Annotated in this window: 18 protein-coding genes and 1 pseudogene; 10 read left to right on the top strand and 9 right to left on the bottom strand. The window is 46.0% G+C overall.

Features of this window, described 5'->3' with window-relative positions; all coding sequences use genetic code 11:
- The first annotated feature begins 89 nt into the window (after nucleotides 1-89).
- Nucleotides 90-539 (top strand): hypothetical protein, encoded by a 450-nt coding sequence (locus C5684_RS07250; RefSeq protein WP_006017974.1) that lies wholly within the window; start codon nucleotides 90-92, stop codon nucleotides 537-539.
- Nucleotides 493-1,794 (top strand): GIY-YIG nuclease family protein, encoded by a 1,302-nt coding sequence (locus tag C5684_RS07245; protein ID WP_233708701.1) that lies wholly within the window; start codon nucleotides 493-495, stop codon nucleotides 1,792-1,794. The genes C5684_RS07250 and C5684_RS07245 overlap by 47 nt, the downstream gene beginning before the upstream one ends.
- Here C5684_RS07245 and C5684_RS07240 read toward each other — a convergent pair.
- The 3 genes from C5684_RS07240 to secA all read right to left on the bottom strand — a co-directional run bounded on the left by C5684_RS07240 (nucleotide 1,784) and on the right by secA (nucleotide 5,935).
- Nucleotides 1,784-2,029: an RNA recognition motif domain-containing protein gene (locus C5684_RS07240; protein ID WP_034582558.1), complete on the bottom strand. Its 246-nt coding sequence runs from the start codon at nucleotides 2,027-2,029 to the stop codon at nucleotides 1,784-1,786. The two genes, C5684_RS07245 and C5684_RS07240, sit on opposite strands and share 11 nt — an antisense overlap.
- Nucleotides 2,030-2,117: 88 nt before the next feature.
- On the bottom strand, nucleotides 2,118-3,350 hold the full coding sequence (locus tag C5684_RS07235) for an ABC transporter permease (protein WP_013890994.1): 1,233 nt from the start codon (nucleotides 3,348-3,350) through the stop codon (nucleotides 2,118-2,120).
- Entirely contained in the window at nucleotides 3,350-5,935 is a 2,586-nt protein-coding gene (gene secA / locus C5684_RS07230) for a preprotein translocase subunit SecA (RefSeq protein WP_104639882.1), read from the bottom strand. The genes C5684_RS07235 and secA overlap by 1 nt, the downstream gene beginning before the upstream one ends.
- 96 nt (nucleotides 5,936-6,031) lie before the next feature.
- Here secA and lolA point away from each other — a divergent pair, with 96 nt between their 5' ends.
- Nucleotides 6,032-6,556: a LolA-like outer membrane lipoprotein chaperone gene (gene lolA, locus C5684_RS07225; protein ID WP_041602861.1), complete on the top strand. Its 525-nt coding sequence runs from the start codon at nucleotides 6,032-6,034 to the stop codon at nucleotides 6,554-6,556.
- Here lolA and C5684_RS07220 read toward each other — a convergent pair.
- From C5684_RS07220 to metG, 5 genes are read right to left on the bottom strand one after another with little or no spacing between them, the layout of a single operon-like run.
- Nucleotides 6,497-7,681: a glycosyltransferase gene (locus C5684_RS07220; protein ID WP_013890991.1), complete on the bottom strand. Its 1,185-nt coding sequence runs from the start codon at nucleotides 7,679-7,681 to the stop codon at nucleotides 6,497-6,499. The genes lolA and C5684_RS07220 overlap by 60 nt on opposite strands.
- Nucleotides 7,678-8,103 (bottom strand): PaaI family thioesterase, encoded by a 426-nt coding sequence (locus C5684_RS07215; RefSeq protein WP_013890990.1) that lies wholly within the window; start codon nucleotides 8,101-8,103, stop codon nucleotides 7,678-7,680. Before C5684_RS07215 ends, C5684_RS07220 begins: the two co-directional genes overlap by 4 nt.
- 9 nt (nucleotides 8,104-8,112) lie before the next feature.
- On the bottom strand, nucleotides 8,113-8,919 hold the full coding sequence (gene cmoB / locus C5684_RS07210) for a tRNA 5-methoxyuridine(34)/uridine 5-oxyacetic acid(34) synthase CmoB (protein WP_013890989.1): 807 nt from the start codon (nucleotides 8,917-8,919) through the stop codon (nucleotides 8,113-8,115).
- Nucleotides 8,909-9,868, bottom strand: a complete 960-nt coding sequence (locus C5684_RS07205) for a hypothetical protein (RefSeq protein ID WP_013890988.1) — start codon at nucleotides 9,866-9,868, stop codon at nucleotides 8,909-8,911. The genes cmoB and C5684_RS07205 overlap by 11 nt, the downstream gene beginning before the upstream one ends.
- On the bottom strand, nucleotides 9,868-11,757 hold the full coding sequence (gene metG / locus C5684_RS07200; RefSeq protein WP_104639881.1) for a methionine--tRNA ligase: 1,890 nt from the start codon (nucleotides 11,755-11,757) through the stop codon (nucleotides 9,868-9,870). The genes C5684_RS07205 and metG overlap by 1 nt, the downstream gene beginning before the upstream one ends.
- 55 nt (nucleotides 11,758-11,812) lie before the next feature.
- Here metG and C5684_RS07195 point away from each other — a divergent pair, with 55 nt between their 5' ends.
- Entirely contained in the window at nucleotides 11,813-12,982 is a 1,170-nt protein-coding gene (locus C5684_RS07195; RefSeq protein ID WP_104639880.1) for a class I SAM-dependent methyltransferase, read from the top strand.
- 40 nt (nucleotides 12,983-13,022) lie between these two features.
- Here C5684_RS07195 and mltG read toward each other — a convergent pair whose 3' ends face one another.
- Nucleotides 13,023-13,943, bottom strand: a complete 921-nt coding sequence (gene mltG / locus C5684_RS07190) for an endolytic transglycosylase MltG (protein WP_104639885.1) — start codon at nucleotides 13,941-13,943, stop codon at nucleotides 13,023-13,025.
- Between the two features lie 127 nt (nucleotides 13,944-14,070).
- On the opposite strand from mltG, the gene C5684_RS07185 reads away from it, so the two are divergent.
- The 6 genes and pseudogenes from C5684_RS07185 to C5684_RS07160 all read left to right on the top strand — a co-directional run.
- Nucleotides 14,071-16,923: a YhdP family protein gene (locus C5684_RS07185; RefSeq protein ID WP_104639879.1), complete on the top strand. Its 2,853-nt coding sequence runs from the start codon at nucleotides 14,071-14,073 to the stop codon at nucleotides 16,921-16,923.
- Nucleotides 16,877-17,104 (top strand): FeoA family protein, encoded by a 228-nt coding sequence (locus C5684_RS07180; RefSeq protein WP_104639878.1) that lies wholly within the window; start codon nucleotides 16,877-16,879, stop codon nucleotides 17,102-17,104. Before C5684_RS07185 ends, C5684_RS07180 begins: the two co-directional genes overlap by 47 nt.
- Nucleotides 17,101-17,727 (top strand): endonuclease III, encoded by a 627-nt coding sequence (gene nth, locus C5684_RS07175; RefSeq protein WP_104628452.1) that lies wholly within the window; start codon nucleotides 17,101-17,103, stop codon nucleotides 17,725-17,727. Before C5684_RS07180 ends, nth begins: the two co-directional genes overlap by 4 nt.
- Nucleotides 17,728-17,812: 85 nt before the next feature.
- On the top strand, nucleotides 17,813-18,232 hold the full coding sequence (fliN, locus tag C5684_RS07170) for a flagellar motor switch protein FliN (protein ID WP_006017947.1): 420 nt from the start codon (nucleotides 17,813-17,815) through the stop codon (nucleotides 18,230-18,232).
- 10 nt (nucleotides 18,233-18,242) lie between these two features.
- Nucleotides 18,243-19,049: a hypothetical protein gene (locus C5684_RS07165; protein WP_233708700.1), complete on the top strand. Its 807-nt coding sequence runs from the start codon at nucleotides 18,243-18,245 to the stop codon at nucleotides 19,047-19,049.
- A pseudogene (locus C5684_RS07160) lies at nucleotides 19,042-19,341 on the top strand (siderophore-mediated iron transporter); the annotation flags it as partial. The gene C5684_RS07165 and the pseudogene C5684_RS07160, both read left to right, overlap by 8 nt.

Genomic DNA, 19,341 nt, shown 5'->3' with positions numbered 1-19,341 from the left:
TGGTGGCTGGGGGGTTGGGGTTTTGCACTCTTATAAAAAGGGGGGGCTTTATAGCCACAACCCCCCAATAAACATGCTAAAATCAAGCCATGAAAAACTCTCAAGAGATCCTCGCTTCTATCTTGCAAATTCCCTATCTCCAAGAACTCAAAACACGCCTTGAACTGGATAAACTCCGCTTGTTTTTGCCCTTAGAAGTGCGTACAGGGTTGCGTTGCATTCTAATCAAAAATTCTAAACTTTTGCTTGTTTTTAACCACCCCAGCGCACAGAACTACTTTAGAATGCACCGCTTAGAATTTAATAAAACCCTCTTGCGGGAGGTGAAAAGATTGGATATCGCATTGCCCCCGCATTTAGAGGTGCAAGACTACATGCCCGCTGTGATTGCACGTTCTTTAGAGAAACCCAAACCCCCTCCGCTTTACTATAACGAACAAGCTAAAGGGGATTTTACCAACCACGCTAAAGACCCTAAATTGAGGGAGATTTTTGAAAACATCCGCACCTATATCCAAAAAGAACATGGACGCTCTTGAACTGCAAAATCTCCCCACGCAAAGTGGGGTTTATTTGTATTTGGATTCCCAAGCACGGGTTTTGTATGTGGGTAAGGCTAAAAATCTCAAAAAACGCATTTGGAGTTATTTTAAAATTGTGGGCGATCAGGTTTTGCCTAACCCCAAAGTGGGGGTGCGTATTAGGCAAATGATTAGCCAAATCCACGCAATCCAATACCACACCACAACCAGCGAAGAGGAAGCCCTTTTGCTAGAAAATGCCCTAATCAAAAAACACCAGCCCAAATATAATATCTTGCTTAAAGATGACAAAACTTACCCTTATGTCTGCATTGATTTACACGCCCCTTACCCGACTTTGGCACTCAAGCGTAAAATCCCGCCTGAAATGCTTTGTTTTGGTCCTTTTAGCAGTGGGGCTAAGGAACTTTTAGAAAGCGTGTTGGAGTTTTTGCCCTTAGTGCAAAGCCCGGTTTGTTTGAGGGGCAAGCGGGCATGCGTGTTTTATGAGATGAAGCGTTGTTGTGCCCCCTGTGAGGGCAAGATTAGCCCGCAAGAATACGGAGGATTTGTCAAACAAGCCCTCAAACTCTTAGAGGATAAATCCCAGCTCTTGCGTCTTATTAAGCAACGCATGCAAACTTTAGCCCTGCAAGAAAGATTTGAACAGGCGATCATTTATAAGGAGCGTTACCAAAAAATCCAAGCCCTCTTGGAGCGTAGCCAAATGCCCGCCGAGCAAAATGCTTTAGGCTTACAAAATCTCTTGGGTCTTTCCAAAGTGCCTTACCGCATTGAAATCTTTGATGTCAGCCACCATGCTCAAAGCCATTGTGTGGGGGGCATGGTGGTCTTTGATCGGGGGGAGTGGGTGAAAAATGCCTATCGTCGTTATGCGCTCAAAGCCCAAGAGGAATATGCCCAAATGCAAGAAATGTTAGAACGGCGTGTTAAAAGCAACAAGCCAAAAATGCCAGATTTATGGCTAATAGATGGGGGGAAAGCACAAGTGCAATTAGCTAAACGGGTTTTGAGCCAAGTAGGCTGGGGGGTTGTGGCTGTGGGAATTGCTAAAGCAAAGATCAAGGGCAGGACCCAACGCTCTCAAGGCGATGTGCCAGACACCCTCTACACCGATCAACAAACTTTGCATCTAGACTCTACAGATGCAAATCTGCAATTTTTACAAAGGCTTAGGGACGAAGCGCACCGCTACGCCCTATCCTACCACCACCAAAGACAACTCAAGGCGGCTTTTAAACCTACTTCCTAGGGTTAGCCTCGGTTACCCGAATGGTCCTCCCCATAAAATCGGTATTATCAAGGCTACTAATGGCTTTTAGTGCCCCTTCATCTTCCATTTCCACAAACCCAAACCCTTTAGGTCTTTTGGTTTCGCGATCTTGGATGAGTTTAACAGAGCTCACGGCTCCAAACTGGCTAAACAAATCCTCAACCTCTTTGTTGGTTGCGCTATAAACCAAATTACCCACATAAATATTTTTCAAATCTCTCTCCACGCCAATATTAATCTTTAGCTTACACTAAAAGACCGCTCAATTCTACCTAAAAGTAACTTAAAAGTGTCTAAAAAGTTCATTCATTACGCAAAACGCCCAACGCATGGACACTGGCTGCCTTGTGTGCTGGATAATAAGAGGAGAGAGCCACGATGATTAACGCCCCAATCAGCGTGCCTAAAAAATCGCCCACGGACAAATCTAAGGGCAATTTATCCATGCCATAGACATCAGCGGGCAAAGAGATAATGGGGAAACTAGAGAGAATCGCCATGAGTAAAAAGGCGAGCAAAACGCCTAAGACAATCCCCCCGCCCCCAATCACACTCCCCAAATAAAAGAAAGTTTTTTTAATTTCAGTTGTGGTGGTCCCCAATGAGAGCAACAACGCAATCTCCTTGCGGCGGTGCATCACCACCATTAAAAGTGAGCTGACAATATTTAAAGAAGCCATCAAAATAATCAACATCAACACGATAAATAGTGCGCGTTTTTCTAACGCCATGGCTGAAAAAAAGTTGCCATTTTGTTGCCACCAGCCTTCAATATCCACGCCATGATTAGGGATAGATTTTAAAGCCTCCTTAATGCGTGGCATATCATGCATGGCATCTTTGGAATACACATGCACGCCATCATAAATCCCGGGGGGCAGTCCTCTAATTGCGCGTAAAGCCTCAATATTGGTGTAAAGATAACTGCTATCATAGGCTCTCAAGCCTGAAGAAAAGGACCCCACCACATCAAAACGCTTCATGGTTGGTGAGAGCACAAAGCCAGTGGGTTCTAGCTTAGTGAAAAACAATTCTAATTTTTTGGCATGCCCTAGCAACAAATTATCCACCAAGCCCTTCCCCACCACCACATAAAAAGGATTTTTCTCCACTTCCTTGAGATCAGCCCCCCCTAAACCTTCTTTTAAAATATTATTGATCGGGATTTCTTTGTCTAACTCCACTCCAAAGAGCATGCCCCCGCTCACCATGCCATTATAACGCGCCACCACTTGGGCTTGCAAATAGGGGCTAAAACGCAAATGGGGGAATTTTTGCTCTAGGGCTTGGATTGTGTGTTTTTCAATGCCATAGTAGCTTGTGGAATAGAGGGTGAGGGGGTAATTCATCACAAAGAGTTTTTTTTCAAACTCGGCATTCATGCCATTCATGATCGCCATCGCCACAATCAACACCATCACGCCCACCCCCACGCCCAAAAAGGCTAAAATAGCTGTGATACTAATAAAGGGCTGGTTTTTATCAAAACGCAGATAACGGCGCACCAAAAACGCCACTAAAGACACAGAGGGCATCAGTCAGGCTTGTTATTTTTGGCAAAGATTCCTTTTTTGGGTCCGCTTTTAGCATGGCAGTGCTTGTATTTTTTCCCACTCCCACAATAACAAGGGGCATTTCTGGGCACACTCTTAGGCTTTTCTTGTTCGAACTCCCAGTTACTCAAACCCAACTCAATATCTTGGTCGTTAAAGCTCATTTCCTCTTGGTTGTCCCCTAGATCATCTAAGAATCGCTGGGTTTCCTCCGTATTGGGGCTCAATTCGAGTTTGTGGAAAGTCTTGATCGCCTCTAGTTTGATCGAATCGATGAGCTCTAAAAAGAGGTTATAACTCTCTTTTTTATACTCCACTAAGGGGTCTTTTTGGTTATACCCCCTAAGCCCAATGCCGGTTTTGAGATTATCCATTGTGTAGAGGTGCTCCCGCCAAGCATTATCCAAGATTTGCAAATACACCACCCGTTCGATTTTGTCGCGATCCACAATGCCCTGCATTTTTTGCTGGTATTGTGCGATCAGCGCGTCTAAAACAAAAGCCTCCACCCCACTAGGGCTATAATCCTCCAAACCCTCAAAACCCACCTGTGCGTTGAACTCCTCTTTGAGCGCGTGGGTGATGTTTTCCAAATCCTCTTTTTGGAAGTCTTGGTCTTTAAAACTTTGGTGCGCTTCTAAAATTTTCATCACGGCATATTGGCGGTTTTCCTCAATGCGCGCGCTGATGTCATAACTCTCATCTAAAAGCTCGTTTCTAAACTTATAAACACTCTTGCGTTGCTCATTAGCCACATCGTCATATTCTAACAAGTGCTTACGGCTCTCAAAGTGCAAGGCTTCCACTTTCTTTTGGGCGTTTTCTACCGAGCGGGTAACCAGCTTGGATTCGATGTATTCCCCATCTTTTAAGCCCAATTTCTCCATCACCCCCTTAATGCGATCGCTCCCAAAAATGCGCAACAAACCATCCTCAAGGCTCAAATAAAATTGGCTCACCCCCGGGTCCCCTTGCCGTCCGCTACGCCCTCTAAGCTGGTTATCAATCCGCCGACTTTCATGGCGCTCGGTGCCAATGATATACAGCCCGCCTAATGCCTTGATCTCATCGGTCAATTTAATATCCACGCCCCTACCTGCCATGTTGGTTGCAATCGTAACCGCCCCTTTCAAGCCCGCATCTTTGATGATCTCCGCCTCTTTGGTGTGCTGTTTGGCATTTAGCACCGTGTGGGGGATACGCTCTTTTTGCAATAAGGCATGCAATAACTCGCTTTTTTGGATACTAGCAGTGCCCACCAACACGGGTTGCCCCTTAGCATAAAGCTCTTTGATTTTTTCCAAAACCGCATCAAATTTTTCTTTCTCACTCTTGTAAATGAGATCGTTTAAGTCTTTGCGTTGGATGGGGATATTCGTGGGGATGGAGATCACCTCTAGGTTATAAATCTCTAAAAACTCGGTCGCCTCAGTTTGGGCAGTGCCCGTCATCCCCGCTAGTTTGTCATAAAGCCTAAAATAATTTTGAAAAGTGATGTCCGCTAGGGTTTGGCTCTCCTCTTTGATCCCCACTTTTTCCTTAGCCTCTAGGGCTTGGTGCAAGCCCTCGCTAAAACGCCTCCCTTCGCTCAAACGCCCCGTAAATTCATCCACGATCACCACTTCCCCGTTAGCGACCACATAGTCCTTATCTTTGGCAAATAAATAATGCGCCTTGAGGGCTTGATCTAAGTGGTGGGAGAGAATGGCATTTTCTAGGCTATAAAGATTATCCACCCCAAAGAGCTTTTCAGCCTTTTTAATGCCCTCCTCAGTGATCAAAATCACGCGGTTTTTTTCATCAATGGTGAAATCATTCTGCACCTCCAAGTTTTTAGCCACCATGTCCGCGCGTTCGTAATTCTCCATGCGTTTATTGACCGGTCCAGAGATGATTAAGGGCGTGCGGGCTTCATCGATTAAAATCGAATCCACCTCATCGATGATCGCAAAGGCATGTTCTTTTTGCGCCTTTTGCTCAAGGGAGTATTTCATGTTATCGCGCAAATAATCAAACCCGAATTCATTATTCGTGCCATAGACGACATTATTAGCATAGACCTCTAGGCGATCGGTGTCATACAGCCCAGCAGTAACCACCCCCACGCTATAACCCAAGAAGTTATACAGCGGTTGCATTTGCGCTGCGTCCCTTTGGGCGAGATAATCATTGACCGTAACCACATGCACACTCCGCCCCCCCAACGCATTTAAGGCTACCGCCAAAGTCGCCACCAAAGTTTTGCCCTCCCCGGTTTTCATCTCAGCGATCTTGCCCTCATGCAAGACCATCCCCCCAATGAGTTGCACATCAAAATGGCGCATGCCCAAAATCCGCTTAGAAGCCTCCCTCGTGATCGCAAAACTAGAGATCAAAACCTCATCTAAGCTCTTTTCCCCACCTTGCACTTGAGTACGCAATTCTTCAAAGCGGGCTTGGAGTTGCGAATCGTCTAACCCCTCATATTCCTTTTCTAACGCATTGATAAGCCCCACGCGTTTTTGGTAGCGTTTGATTTCCCGTTGGTTTCTGGTGCCAATAATCTTACCTATCATGGCTTTAATCATGTTTATCCCCTAAGAGCAAAAGGAAGCGAAGTCTTTTGTATTGCATAAGTGCGGATTTTAACAAAATTTTGTAAAATTCTAAATAAAAGGGCAAGCATGCGTTGGTTGTTGGTGTGGTGTTGTTGGTGGGGTTTTATGGGGGCACAGGTCCTGCAATTTGAGAGTTTCAGCGCGCATTTTAAGCAGGTGGTGCTAGATAGCCAAGTGCCCGCCCCGCTTAATCCTAGCTATGAAGGGCAAATTTTTGCCAAAACCCCCTATTTTGCTAAGTGGGTCTATGACAAGCCCAGCCCTAAAGAGGTGTATATGCAGGGCAAGCAGGTGGTGATCTATGAGCCTAAACTCTTGCAAGCCACCATCACCAAGTTAAGCAAAGCCCTAGATTTCTTTGCAATTCTCAAAAAAGCCAAATTGCAAAAAGACGGGCGTTACAAAGCCAAAGTGGAGGGAACAACCTATTATCTCACCCTCAAAGATGGTTTGCCCGCCCAAATTGACTTTAAAGACAAGCTCGATCACCAAGTGCGTATCACCTTCACCCAAGCGCGCGCCAATGTCCCCTTAAACAGCGCGTTGTTTGAGTTCATCCCCCCTAAGGGCATTGATATTATGCGGCAATGAATATAGGTGTTTAAAGTCCTCGATCGCCTCTTCATACATGCTTAGGGCTTTTTGGATGGATTGATCTAAGGTGTAGTTTTGGGCACTCAAGGCATAGCGTTTTTCAGCCTCCATGTGCTCTGTAGGGTGCTCGATCCAATAATCAATCTTAGCCGCCAAGTCTTGGGCGTTATTGGATTTAAACAAGGAGCGATCATCTAGGGCAAATTGGTTGGTCGCGCTGATCTTGCTATCAGAAATAATAGGCACAATCCCACAGCTCATCGCCTCTAAACACGCAATCGCCTCGCCCTCCACATCAGCGGCATGGACATACAAATCACAGCCATAAAGCAAATCTTTTAAGCCAGCAGGCTCAATAAAGCCAAAATCTACCGGGTGGGCTAGAGCTTGTGCGTGTTTTTGCAACTTGGCTAAATTAGGCCCAATGCCCTTTAAATGCAACTTAATTTTATCCGCATGTGCGCTCAAACGCACCGCATCGATCAACACGCTTTGGTTTTTCTCGGGGGAATAACGCCCCACCATGATAATATGATAGAGTTCATCGCTTTTAATGGGGTTCTCTCTAGGGCTAAAGAGGGGATCAAATCCATTGGAGATCACATATTTTTTACCCCCATAGCCATGCCTCTCTAGCTCAGCCTTAATCAAGGGTGAAGGGCAATGGATATGCTGGATATGTCTGTAATAACGCGCCTTGAAATACCAAAAGATCGCGTGGTTTAACCAGCCCAGTTTTTCTAAACCAATGTTGTAGGTGATGTGCTCGGGTTGGAGGTGGAACGCCCCCACATAGGGGATTTGCATCTCTTGGGCGACCTGAATGGCTATGCGTTCCAGCTTGAAGGGCAAGAACACATGCACAATGTCCATGCCCTCAAAGGCTTTTCTTAAGATGGAGCGATCAGGCTTGCCAAAGATCATGTGTTGTTTGTGCGCAATGGAGGTTACTAGCGGGATATGCCTCTCAGGGACAGGATAAAAGCCCTCCCCACTCACAAAGGGAGCCACCACATGGACATGGTGCCCACGCGCCTTAAGAGCCTTGTAAAAGCGGTAGGCGGTCATGGAGGTCCCATTGCTCTTGTCCTCAAAACTATCCACCACTAATGCGATCTTCATTGGTCCTCCTTGAAGTTGAATTTAAACGGGCGTTTTTCAAAGATCAAAATCTCAAAGTCCCCCTCAAAAACTTTAATCTCCATAAATTCCCCCTCCACCTTGACCGATGATTTTTTGGTGCTGGCATGGGTTGTGGTGGCGTTAAAATAAATCTCTTGATTGACCTCAATGGGGGCTAACAGACTAATTTTCATCGAAGAAATCAAGCTATTTTTTTTATTTAAAGCGCACAGGGCGGCAAAACTAGCCGCACTCACCACAAAACCGGCATGCACCACATCTTCTTCACAGAGCATGAACTCTTTGGGGGTAAAACACACGGTGGCTTTATTGGCACCAAAAGACACCAATTCCGCACACAGGCTTTGATCGAGCTTGGTGCAAACCAACAAACCCTCTTCAATCATTTGTGGATCTGCCATAGAACTCCTTTATTTGTGTAAGATAAAATACCCACGACAAGGTGCAGCATAGCCCTCAATGCTCCGACTAGGATCGCTAGGGTCTAAAAAGTCCCCCAAACTCAAACCCGTAATCCAAGGCGTTCGGCGTTGCTCTTGGGTGGTGGTGGTTTTGGTGGTCAATAACCGTAGATCGGCAAATCCGGCTCGCTCTGCCCAATTTTGTAAGGCTTTTATGCTGGGGATAAAATAAACATTGCTCATTTTGGCATAACTTTTGGGGCAGAGGGCAACCTCTAGAGGGCTATCATAAAGCAGGGTATCTAAGATCAGCACCCCCCCCTTTTTTAAGCCCATGTGTAAGGCTTTGAGCGCGCTTAAGGGGTCTTTGCGGTGGTAAAGCACACCCAAACAAAAAATCACATCAAAACGCCTAGCATAGGTGCGTAAATCCTCAATACCCAAATTTTCATAGACAATCGGACATTGCAGCAGGGCATTGATATAATCAAATTGTGCCTTATAAAGTGTGCTGGGATCAAAGCCTACGAGGCTTTTGGGTTTTTGTTTGTCCATGCAAAAGAGATAGTAGCCATTATTGCACCCCACATCAGCGACATCTAAACCGCTCAAAGACACGCTATCTTTAATCAAATCCCACTTCATAAAACTTTGCCACTCGCTCTCAATGCAAAAGCCCTGCGCGCCTTGTTGCAGATAAAAGGGACCTTTACGCCATGGACGCAGTGCCCACGCTTGGGCGTGCAGGTGATCTAGGTTGTGGGTGCGATCCACTTGGATACACAGCCCCTCTAAGATTTGGTATTCACAGCCCATCAAACAAGCCTTTAGGGGATTTTTTGGGCTTTAAAATCTGCTGGATTTCAAAATCCCCCCCAATAAAGCCCAGCGTGTAGGGAGTTGTTTGCAAAATTTGGCGCAAATGCGCCAGATCGCTATAAAGCACATGGGGGGCTGGTAGGGGGTTGGGGGTGAAAATTTGGATTTGTTGCCATGGGGTGATTTGGTGGGCGTAGCGTGCCATTTGGAGCAAAGATTGGCTTTGTTTTTCTAGGATTAAAATTTGCGTGCTTTGCCCAAAAGTGCAGGGCTCTAATTGGGGGTTGGTGTAATGGGGTTGCATAAAATTTAAAACCCCTAGGCGATCCAAATGGGCTATAACACCTGCAAGCGTGCAAATATGCAAGGCTTTAGCCAACTGGGGTGCGTAAAAACTAGAGAGTTTGAGATCGTAGCGTTTGTGTTGGTAGCAAATAGACATAGAAAAGAGCTCAGGAAGCAAGATTTCAAAGAGCATGGGTTCTGAGGGGATGTCTTTAGGCTTGAATAAGTGGGATGGCAGGGTGTCTTGCCAGATCACACAGGGGGTAGATAGGTCAAAGTCCAATAAATCCAGTTTTGAGCCCTCAAAGAATAACAGCCCCTCGGGGGCGATTTTCTGCAAAATGGCAAATTCCACCACGCAAACCCCAAAAATTGCTGGGGCCTCTAAAAGTTTGTAATACAGCAATTTCTCAACTGCCATGTCTAAATTAGGGACATAAATCCATGCCACCTCACTATCGCTGATAGGCACTTCTTGATCGTATAGGATTCCATAAGCCCCTAAACTCAAGGCTAAATCGATTTGTTGGGGGTCTAGGGCGACAAACAAGCTCCCATGCTTAACTTGGCTAGCCCTATGCGTGGTGTGGGTGAATTTAGAGACATAAGGGCGACTCTTTAAAACCCCCCGAGTGATTGCCACCACTTCATGGACATCCACTAACTAATGGTGCTCCCATTGGGCATGGGTTCTAAGGGGGCGATGAGTTTGAGCTTGCCAGCATCACTAGCACTTAAAATCATCCCCTCACTGAGCATGCCCATCATCTTTCTAGGCTCTAAATTCACAAGGGCACAAACTTGTTTGTCAATGAGATCATCAGGTTGATAATGCTTGGCAATGCCTGACAAAATCAAGCGGGTGCGATCCCCAAAATCCACTTCTAATTGCAACAGCTTATCACTCTTAGGCACGCGCCTAGCTTGGATAATGGTGCCCACCTTGATTTCAAGTTTGGAAAAATCCCCAATTTTTAAGAGTTTGCTTGGGGGTGGCGTAGCCACTGCTGGGGTGGCTGGGGGCTCTTTGGGGAGTTCTAATTTGGGGAAAAGGGGCGGGCTTTTAATGAGTGTTAAAGAGGAGAGGACATAATCTTTTTGCATACACGCTTTGAGGTTTGGCAAATCTAGGCTAAGCCCTAGGAGGGTGGCTAGCTTTTGGGCACTGGCGGGCATGATAGGGTAGAGATAAAAAGCGCCCTTAGCTAGGAGGGTGGCGATCAAAACCAGTAAAGACATGGTTTTTTCTTTATTAGTTTTAATGAGATTCCATGGCTCTTCTTTGGCGATCAAGACATTAGCCCCCTCAAAGACCTTCCACAAGTCCTCTAGGTATTTGTGGGGTTGCATCTCTAGCATGCTGGTATCTAAGGACTCTAAGAGGGCTTGGGCGTGGGCGTAGGGCTGGGCGTAGTGGGTAAAGACCTCCATGCTGGCTAGCTCCCCATTAAAATATTGGATCGCCATGCCGCTTAGGCGTTGGACTAAATTACCTAAGGTGTTGCTTAAGTCCGCATTGCAGCGGCGGATCAAGGCAAGGCTAGAAAAATCCCCATCTTGACCTAAGGGGACTTCACGCAATAAAAAGTAGCGTAAGTTCTCCTTCCCGTATTTTTGTGCCTCTTGCTGGGCACACAGCACATTCCCAATGCTCTTACTCATCTTGACCCCCTCAATGGTCCACCACCCATGCACACAAAGGTGTTTAAACAAAGGGAGCTCTAAGCTCATCAAAAAGGCAGGCCAATAGATCGCATGGAAGCGTAAAATATCCTTGCCCACGACATGGATAGCGTGGTTAAAATACGCCATTTTGCTTGTATCGGTGCTGGCATAGCCTAGTGCGCTCACATAGTTAAGCAAGGCATCTAGCCACACATACACGACATGTTTAGGATCGTGCAAGCTGGCGGGTAATTTGATCCCCCACTCAAAGCTAGTGCGTGTGATGGAGAGATCGTGCAAGCCTTGTTCGATGAAACGCACCACTTCATTACGCCTAAAGAGGGGTAAGATCGCCTTAGGGTGTTGCTTGTAAAAATCTAACAAGCGTTCTTGGTAATGACTCAGCCTAAAAAAATAACTCTCTTCTTCTAAGATAGTGGTTTCTTTGCCACAATCTGGGCAGAGCGCATGGCTGGCTACAAAACTCTCACAGCTCACGCAATAAGAACCCTGATATGTGCCCTTGTAAATATCCCCTTTGGCGTGCATGGTCTCAAAGGCTTTTTGCACGGCTTGTTGGTGGGCTAGATCGGTGGTGCGGATAAAATGATTATAATCAATGTTAAAATAATCCCACTGATCCCTAAAGGCTTGGCTGATTGTGGAGGCGTATTCTAGGGGGCTTTGCTGGTGTTTGGCCGCACTCAAAGCGATCTTTTGCCCGTGCTCATCGGTGCCTGTGAGTAAAAAAACATCTTTGCCCCGCAAGGCGTGGTATTTTTTGAGCATATCTGCTATAAAAGTGGTGTAAGCATGCCCTAAATGGGGGACATCATTGACATAATAAATGGGTGTAGAAACCAGCATTTTTTTTGGGTTGTTCATCGCACTGCCTTTAAAGCCTAAATTGATATAATAACATAAAAGCAATAGGATGGCTATGTTATCAAAGATATTTTTAAAGTCCATGTTCAAAAAATGGAAAAATGGGGATTATCGGGTGATTTTTTGGGATAAAGAGGTCTATCAAAACGGGACTAAGACCCCCAAATTCACCATCAAAATCAACCGCCCCCTCAAACTCAGCGACATTAAAAAAGACATGTCTTTGACCATCGCTGAGGCGTATATGGATAAGATTATTGACATTGAGGGCTCGATGGATGAGGTCGCACGCGTGCTCTATTTGCAAACCAATTATGAACACCTCCACAAGCACGACAACGCCATGCCCATCCAGCAAAGCACTAAGGAGAGCGCTAACATCGAAAGCCATTACGATCTAGGCAATGATTTTTATTCCATTTGGCTAGATGAAACCTTGAGCTACTCGTGTGCCTATTTTAAAACAGAAGAGGACACTTTGCACCAAGCCCAGCTCCAAAAGCTCGATCACACGCTCAAAAAATTAGACCTCAAACAGGGCGAAAAACTCTTAGACATTGGCTGTGGTTGGGGTTATCTCTCTATTAGAGCCGCTCAAGAATACCATGTGGATGTGTTGGGTATCACCATTTCCCAAGAGCAGTTTAAAGCCGCTAGCAAGCGGGTTAAAGATATGGGGCTAGAGGATCGGGTTACCATTAAGCTATTAAATTACCAAGATTTGGATGGCATGCATTACCGCTTTGATAAAGTGGTGAGCGTGGGGATGTTTGAGCATGTGGGTAAAGCTAACCTGCCCTTTTACTTCAAAAAAGTCAAGGAAGTGTTAAAAGTGGGTGGGATGTTCTTACTGCACTCGATCTTGTGTTGCTTTGAGGGCACGACCAATGCTTGGATTGATAAATACATCTTCCCGGGTGGTTATTTACCCTCTTTGCGTGAGGTGATCTCCATTATGAGCGAAAGTGATTTCCACTTGGTGCTAGCTGAAAGCCTGCGTTTGCACTATGCCAAAACCCTAGACATTTGGCACCAAAACTTTTTAGACAACCAAGACAAGATCGCCCAAATGTATGACCAACGCTTTATCCGCATGTGGTCGCTCTATCTCAATAGCTGTGCCTCAGCCTTCCGCGTGGGGAGCGTGGATCTCTACCAGCTATTGCTCACACACAGCGTGGATAACACCATCCCCCTCACGCATGAGTACATTTATAAAAGTTAGGATCGTTTCAAATGGCAAGGGTTGGCACACTTCTTTTGTGTTATGGATTGCTCAAGTGGATATTTCTAACATGATCTCTGTAGTGCTGGCTAAAGACATGCACGCCGGCTTTATTTTTGACAAAATAGAGGTATTTGGTCTTGGCTGGGAAGAGGGCGGCTTTAATGGCTGGCTCGCCCACACTCCCTACCGGGTCTTTGGGTAGTCCCTTGTGCTTGTAGGTGTTATACGAACTGGTATCCTCTAAAATGCGCTCACGGGTAACTTTGGTGTGGGAATACTTGCCATAATTCAAACTCCCATCCATCTGCAAGGGCATATTTTTGTGCAAACGATTAAAGATCACCCCGGCAATCAAGGGCATTTCTTGGGTGTTAGCCGCCTCTTTTTGGATAATGGAGGCGATGATGAGCGTTTTTTCCCATTGCTTGGGATCGTAGTGCCCTAAGAGTTTGTGGCTCAAATTTTGGTAATAATTGGAGGCATGCTTGATGAGGTGTTCTATGAGTTTATCCGCACTCACGCCCACAGCAAAGCGGTAGGTGTCTGGCACAATGCCCGCTTCTTTGTAGGGCGCATGGATTTCATAGGCTTTTTGCAAGTCTGAGACTTTTAGATGAAAAGTTTGGGCTAGTTTTTGCAAGAAAAAATAGAGAGTCTCGCCCGGAATGAGGGTGGCGTTTTGGTAAAAGGCTTTAGAGAGGCTTAGGGCATACAAGAAATCACCCTTGCTGGTGTAGCCTTGATTGTTGGTGGGGATGAAAATATAACCGCTTTTGGGTCTTTTCCACACGCCCAAAGCGCTCATCGTGCGTAAAATGAACACATCAAGGCGGTTTAAACCCAGCCCCTCGTGGGTGAGCCTTTGGAGGGGACCACTTGGAACATAAATAGCTTGGTAAGATTTTATCGGTATACTAAGATAAAAGACCAACGAAAGCACCATGCTTAAAGCCACCATCAAAAGAACATCCAGTCTTGCTGTTGTTTTGGGTCTGCTCATGGTGCCCGTATTGATCTTATATATTATGTTACGAAATGGAATCCGCATTCCCTCTATTCAGTTTGGCAAAGTTAGGATAGAACGATTGTATCTAAAACTGGATAATAAAGTCTTGCTAGAACTGGGCAGCTTGGATATATCCGCTCTGCTCAAGCCCCACCCGCATAAAAAACCCCCGCCCATTAACCAAATTGTGCAAGGAATCCGATCCGCCATTGTTGGGCTGGGGTATTTTAAAAAGATTGAGATTGGGCAGATTGTTTTTACCCCCAAAATTAAAACCCATGTGCACTTTGATGGGACAAATTTTGCCATTTCTCTGCCCGGCTGGGTGGAGAGCCGCATGCTCTTACAAGATCAAGGCGATCTGCATTTAAAAATCCTCAAATTACATGTGATCCCCTACCGTATCCATGCTAGTGGGGATGTGTTCTACCATGCCAAATCCAATAAATTAGACTTCCACTTGCGCGCCTTGCCCATGCTGGACATCTCACGGATGAACTTGCGCACCTCCAATCTCATCACCTCCATTAGGGGGCAGACAGATTTTAAAAACTTAAGCCTCTCTCTTAGCACCAATGAGTTCCACCACTTGGATTTTTTAAAACCCTACATCCCCCACAAATTCAAAGCCACACGCACTTGGCTATTTGATCGCGTTAAATTCTCCAGCCTGCAGATCAAAGAGGCACACATTGGTTTTAATCTAAAGACCAAGCACACCTTGCCCTCTATTTTGGAACGCCTGCGTGTTAGGGCATTGGTTAAAGAAGCGCGCGTGCGCTTTAACCCCCTCTTGCCCCCCATTCTCTCCAAAGAGGTTTGGTTAGAACTGAAGGATAAAAACCTCTACATGGAACCCAAGCGTATCTTTTATGATGGGATGGCTTTAGAGGGCTCACGGTTGCAAATCGATCACTTGGAGAAAAACCAAAAACTGATCGCACACATCAAAATCGCCCCCAATATTGCCTACAAACGCGTTAAAAACCTGCTCAAGGGCTATGACATCCCACTGCCCATCCAAAATCTCCAATCCCAGATCAGCGCGGATCTGCTCTTAGATGTGCAATTCAGGCACCAAGCCCATGCGCTCTTATCTATGCAAGGGAATATCCAGGTGCAAAAAGGCTCTTTTTTGCTCTACAATGTCCCGCTTTTTAGCCAAAATACCCAAATTGCCCTAGACATCCAACCTGACTTGCACCGCCTGTATATCCAAACCCAACACACCCGTTACCTCAATATCGCCGATGTGAATGCCAATCTCATGCTTGATTTCACGCACAAACGCCTAAGTAGCCAAGCCAAAATCCACAAACTCCAATTCAACACCAATAACACCATCAACACAAGACCTTTTGATCCTAGCCGCTCCATGCCCGCACAAATCCCCCAACACCCCCTAGACCTTAATGGTCTTGGTGCCTTGATTGCCAAAGGCACACGCTCTAAGGCTTTTGAAAAAAAGATTTTGGAGCAAATCCAAAGCCAAAACCAAGAAAGCTTTAGCCAAGATGTGATCTATGCCACGCCCAAAAACCTCCCCACCCTAAGCTTTAGCTTGGACTTTTCCAAGCCTGACACCTTGAAAATCAAAAGCCAGCAACTCCAAATAGAGGCGCAAATAGCGCAAAAAACCTATGTCTTGCAAATCAGAGACCTCTCCAAGATCGCCCCCATCTCGCCCTTGTTACGCTATTTTGCTGTATCTCAAGGGGCGGTGCAAATCAGCACCCAAGATTTTAAGAGTTTTAATTTTGTCTCCAGCAATTTAGGCATTGATCTCCCCCTTTATCGCCGCGATGGCCGTAGGCTCTCTTCCTTTGCGTTTTTAGGCACGATACAAGGGGATATGGCAGAAATCTTTAGTTTGGATGGCTCCATTATGGTCAAAATTCAAGGGGGGGAGCGCATCATTTTTTTAAAGAACATTGATTTTAACCTAGATGCGTTTTTGGACTCTAAAATGCCCGCCATTAAAGAACTCCTCGCCCCCCAAGAGCACCCCCAGCCCACCCCAGAACAAGCCAAAAATGAAGAGATTTTTATCCGCGCCAAACAACGCTATGAAAAACGCCACCAAATCACCCCAGACACCACTATTATTAACGCCACCAACGCTATGCTCACCTTTAAAACCCTCCCCTTTACTTTTGAGAATATCCGCATGGTGGCTAGAGATGGGCGTGTGAAAGCCGATGCCATGTATGATCGTGCCATGGTGAATTTGGATATTGTGCGTGGGAATTTGCACCTGAAAGCGAGCAATTTTAGTGGGGATTATATTAATATGGCTTTGCAAGGAATCACCAATAAAAGTCTCATAGAAGGTGGGCTTTACACGCTGAGTGGAACCTACCAAGACAATGCATTTAACGGGCAATTAACACTCCAAAATACCGCTATCAAAAACTTTAAGGTCTTGCAAAATGTGATCAATGTGATCAACACCATCCCCTCTCTCATCGCCTTTAGAAACCCGCGTTTGGGCGTGAATGGCTATGAGATTTTAAAGGGGAAAGTGGTCTTTGGGGGCAATGATGATTTTATTGGGATTGAAAAAGTCCAGCTCACCGGCGCAACATTAGATGTCGATGGGAGTGGGATTGTCAATTTGAAGACCCGTAAAATCGATGCAGTTCTCAATGTCTCAACGATCAAGGCTTTTTCTAATATCATCAATAAAATCCCCATTGTGAATTACTTGATCTTGGGTGGGGATGGCAAAATCTCCACCCATGTGCATTTAAGGGGGAGCTTAGACAACCCCACCGCCAAGATCACCCTAGCCAAAGACATTGCCCAAGCCCCCTTTAGGATTTTACGCCGCATTTTTACACCTATAGACATCATCATTGAAGAAATTAAGAAAGGACTTAAAAATAATGACTCTCCTAGATTGCCAGAAGAATCAGAGCTACACAATCCTTAAGATTGAAGGGTGCGATGACGCATTGAAAAACCGCTTTTTATCCTTTGGGATTGTGGCTGGGGCGCAATTTGTATTGTTGCACCACTCCTTGCAAAAAGCCACTTTGAGTATTGCTCTGGGGCGCGCCCAGATTGCCCTAAGAGCCCATGAGGCTAAATGCATTTTGGTTAAACCCCTATGAAAGCCCAGATCATTAAAGAACTCTTGCTAGCGCATTTTCCAGAGCCTAGCACCGAGTTATGCTACAACAACCCTTATGAACTCTTGGTCGCCGTGATTTTGTCCGCCCAATGCACCGATGCGCGCGTGAATGCCACCACCCCCGCCCTCTTTGCAGCTTACCCAAGTATCCAAGCCCTAGCCAATGCGCAATTTGCAGAAGTTTTAGCCCTCATTAAAAGCATCTCCTATCCTAACAACAAAGCCAAGCACCTCATCAAAATGGCTGGGCAGGTCATGCAAGATTTTAACGGGCAAATCCCTAGCACCCAGCAAGAACTAATGCGCTTGGCAGGTGTGGGGCAAAAGAGCGCCAATGTGGTTTTATCGGTGGTATTTGGGCAAAATTACCTAGCCGTAGATACCCATGTTTTTCGGGTAACCCATCGCTTAGGCTTAAGCCAAGCTAAAAGTGCGACCCAAACCGAAAAAGATTTGAGCGCGCTTTTCAAACAGGACTTAGGCGCATTGCACCATGCCTTGATTTTATTTGGGCGTTACACCTGCAAGGCGATCAAGCCCCAGTGTGGCACATGTTTTCTGCGCGCCTTTTGCTTGAGCCCCTCTAATTTTAAACCCCGCTAAACAAGAAATCAACCAAAATTGAGTATAATGATAGCCACCATGCATCTTTTTTGCACCAAGACCCTAAAGAAGTAAGGTAACAGACATGGATAACCAAAATAATCGCGACACGCAGGGTGTGAGTATCCAATCTAACCCTACTCTAGCCACCCTAACCCCCATTAATCCCAAAATCAAAAAACAACCCACCCTCAACCCTAGAGAATTGGAGCTCACCACCTACCTAGAAGAGCTCATCAACGATTATAAGGGCTTGTTGGATATGGAAGTTACTTTTATGGCAGAATTGGGCGCAACTTTGATTCCGCTAGGCGAGGTCTTGCGTTTTGAGCGTGGATCGGTGATTGACTTGCAAAAACCTGCTGGGGAGAGCGTGGATACCTTCGTTAATGGGCGCGTGATTGGCAAGGGCGAGGTGATGGTCTATGAAAAAAACTTGGCGATTCGCCTCAATGAAGTTTTAGACTCTAATGCCATTGTCTATTACATCGCTAAGGACATGTAAGTTTAAGGGCATGGCGAAGTTGGGTCGGTGGTTTTTAATCTATTTGCTAGGCTGTGTGTTTGTTTGCGCCCAAGAGCTCAACCAAGTCGAGCATATCAAGGTCTCCCCAATGCCCGATCTGAGCACCCCCGGGGTCGCCCTAGATTTGCTCTTTGCTAAACCCCTTTTGCAAACCCCCCAAATCTCAGCCTTGCAAACCATCACGATCCAAAATATCGCCCCCTTTGCCCCCAAATTAGAACAATTTAGCACCAGTGTGCTCAAAAGCCTCAATGTCTATCCCCAAGATAATACCTTGTTGGTTGTCCCCAAAGGGGCGATTTTATTTGATGTTAAAGCCAAACTCTCCATCGATAAAAAGTATTTGCGTCTGGAATTTGTCCCCCTCATCCCCGCACTCAAAACCCAAACCCTAAGCACCCCCCCCACACCCAGTAGCCCCCCCAAAGAATCCACGCCAAACCCAGAAGCCCTCATTTTAGATTATGCATGGAAGGTCTGTGCGGTCATTGGAGGGTTGCTCTTACTCTTGTGGATTCTCAAACGCAAGAGCACCCAAAAATTCCTCTTCCCCAAAGTGGGCTTAGAGCCTAGCGTAACTTTCATCAAGCCCCTCGATGCCACGCACAAGCTGGTTACCATTGAGGTGCGCAACCAACTTTATTTGATCTTGCTCAATTCCAACCAAAGCTTGATCTTGGATAAAATCAGCCTTGATCTCTCCCCCAAAAAAGATTCCGCCCAACTGAAAGAAGAACTCATGGAAGAAGCCAAACAACATATCCGCCATTCTAGGCTCAAGGACCCCTATGCCTAGAAGGGGGCGCATCACACCTAGAGTCTTGGAAGAGACTTTGATGAGTAGGCGTTCTGATCGCAATTTTTATATTTCCCTGCTCCTCTCTTGTTTGCTCCACTTGCTTTTGTGGTGGCTTTTCCAATATGGGCGTGAATTTTTTGCCCATAAACCTAAGCTGGTCAAAGTCAATCCCTCTAATTTATTAGTGCTCAAACGGGGGCGATCGCTCGATCCCACCAAGCACACCCCCGGGGCAAAAAGACTCTCTAGGGCAGCACCTAAAGCTGTCCCCCTGCCCCACCCCCAAACC

It is taken from the genome of Helicobacter bizzozeronii (assembly GCF_900196775.1).
GTDB lineage: Bacteria > Campylobacterota > Campylobacteria > Campylobacterales > Helicobacteraceae > Helicobacter > Helicobacter bizzozeronii.
Note: the sequence above shows the minus strand (reverse complement) of the source record. Positions and strands in the feature narration are given on the sequence as shown.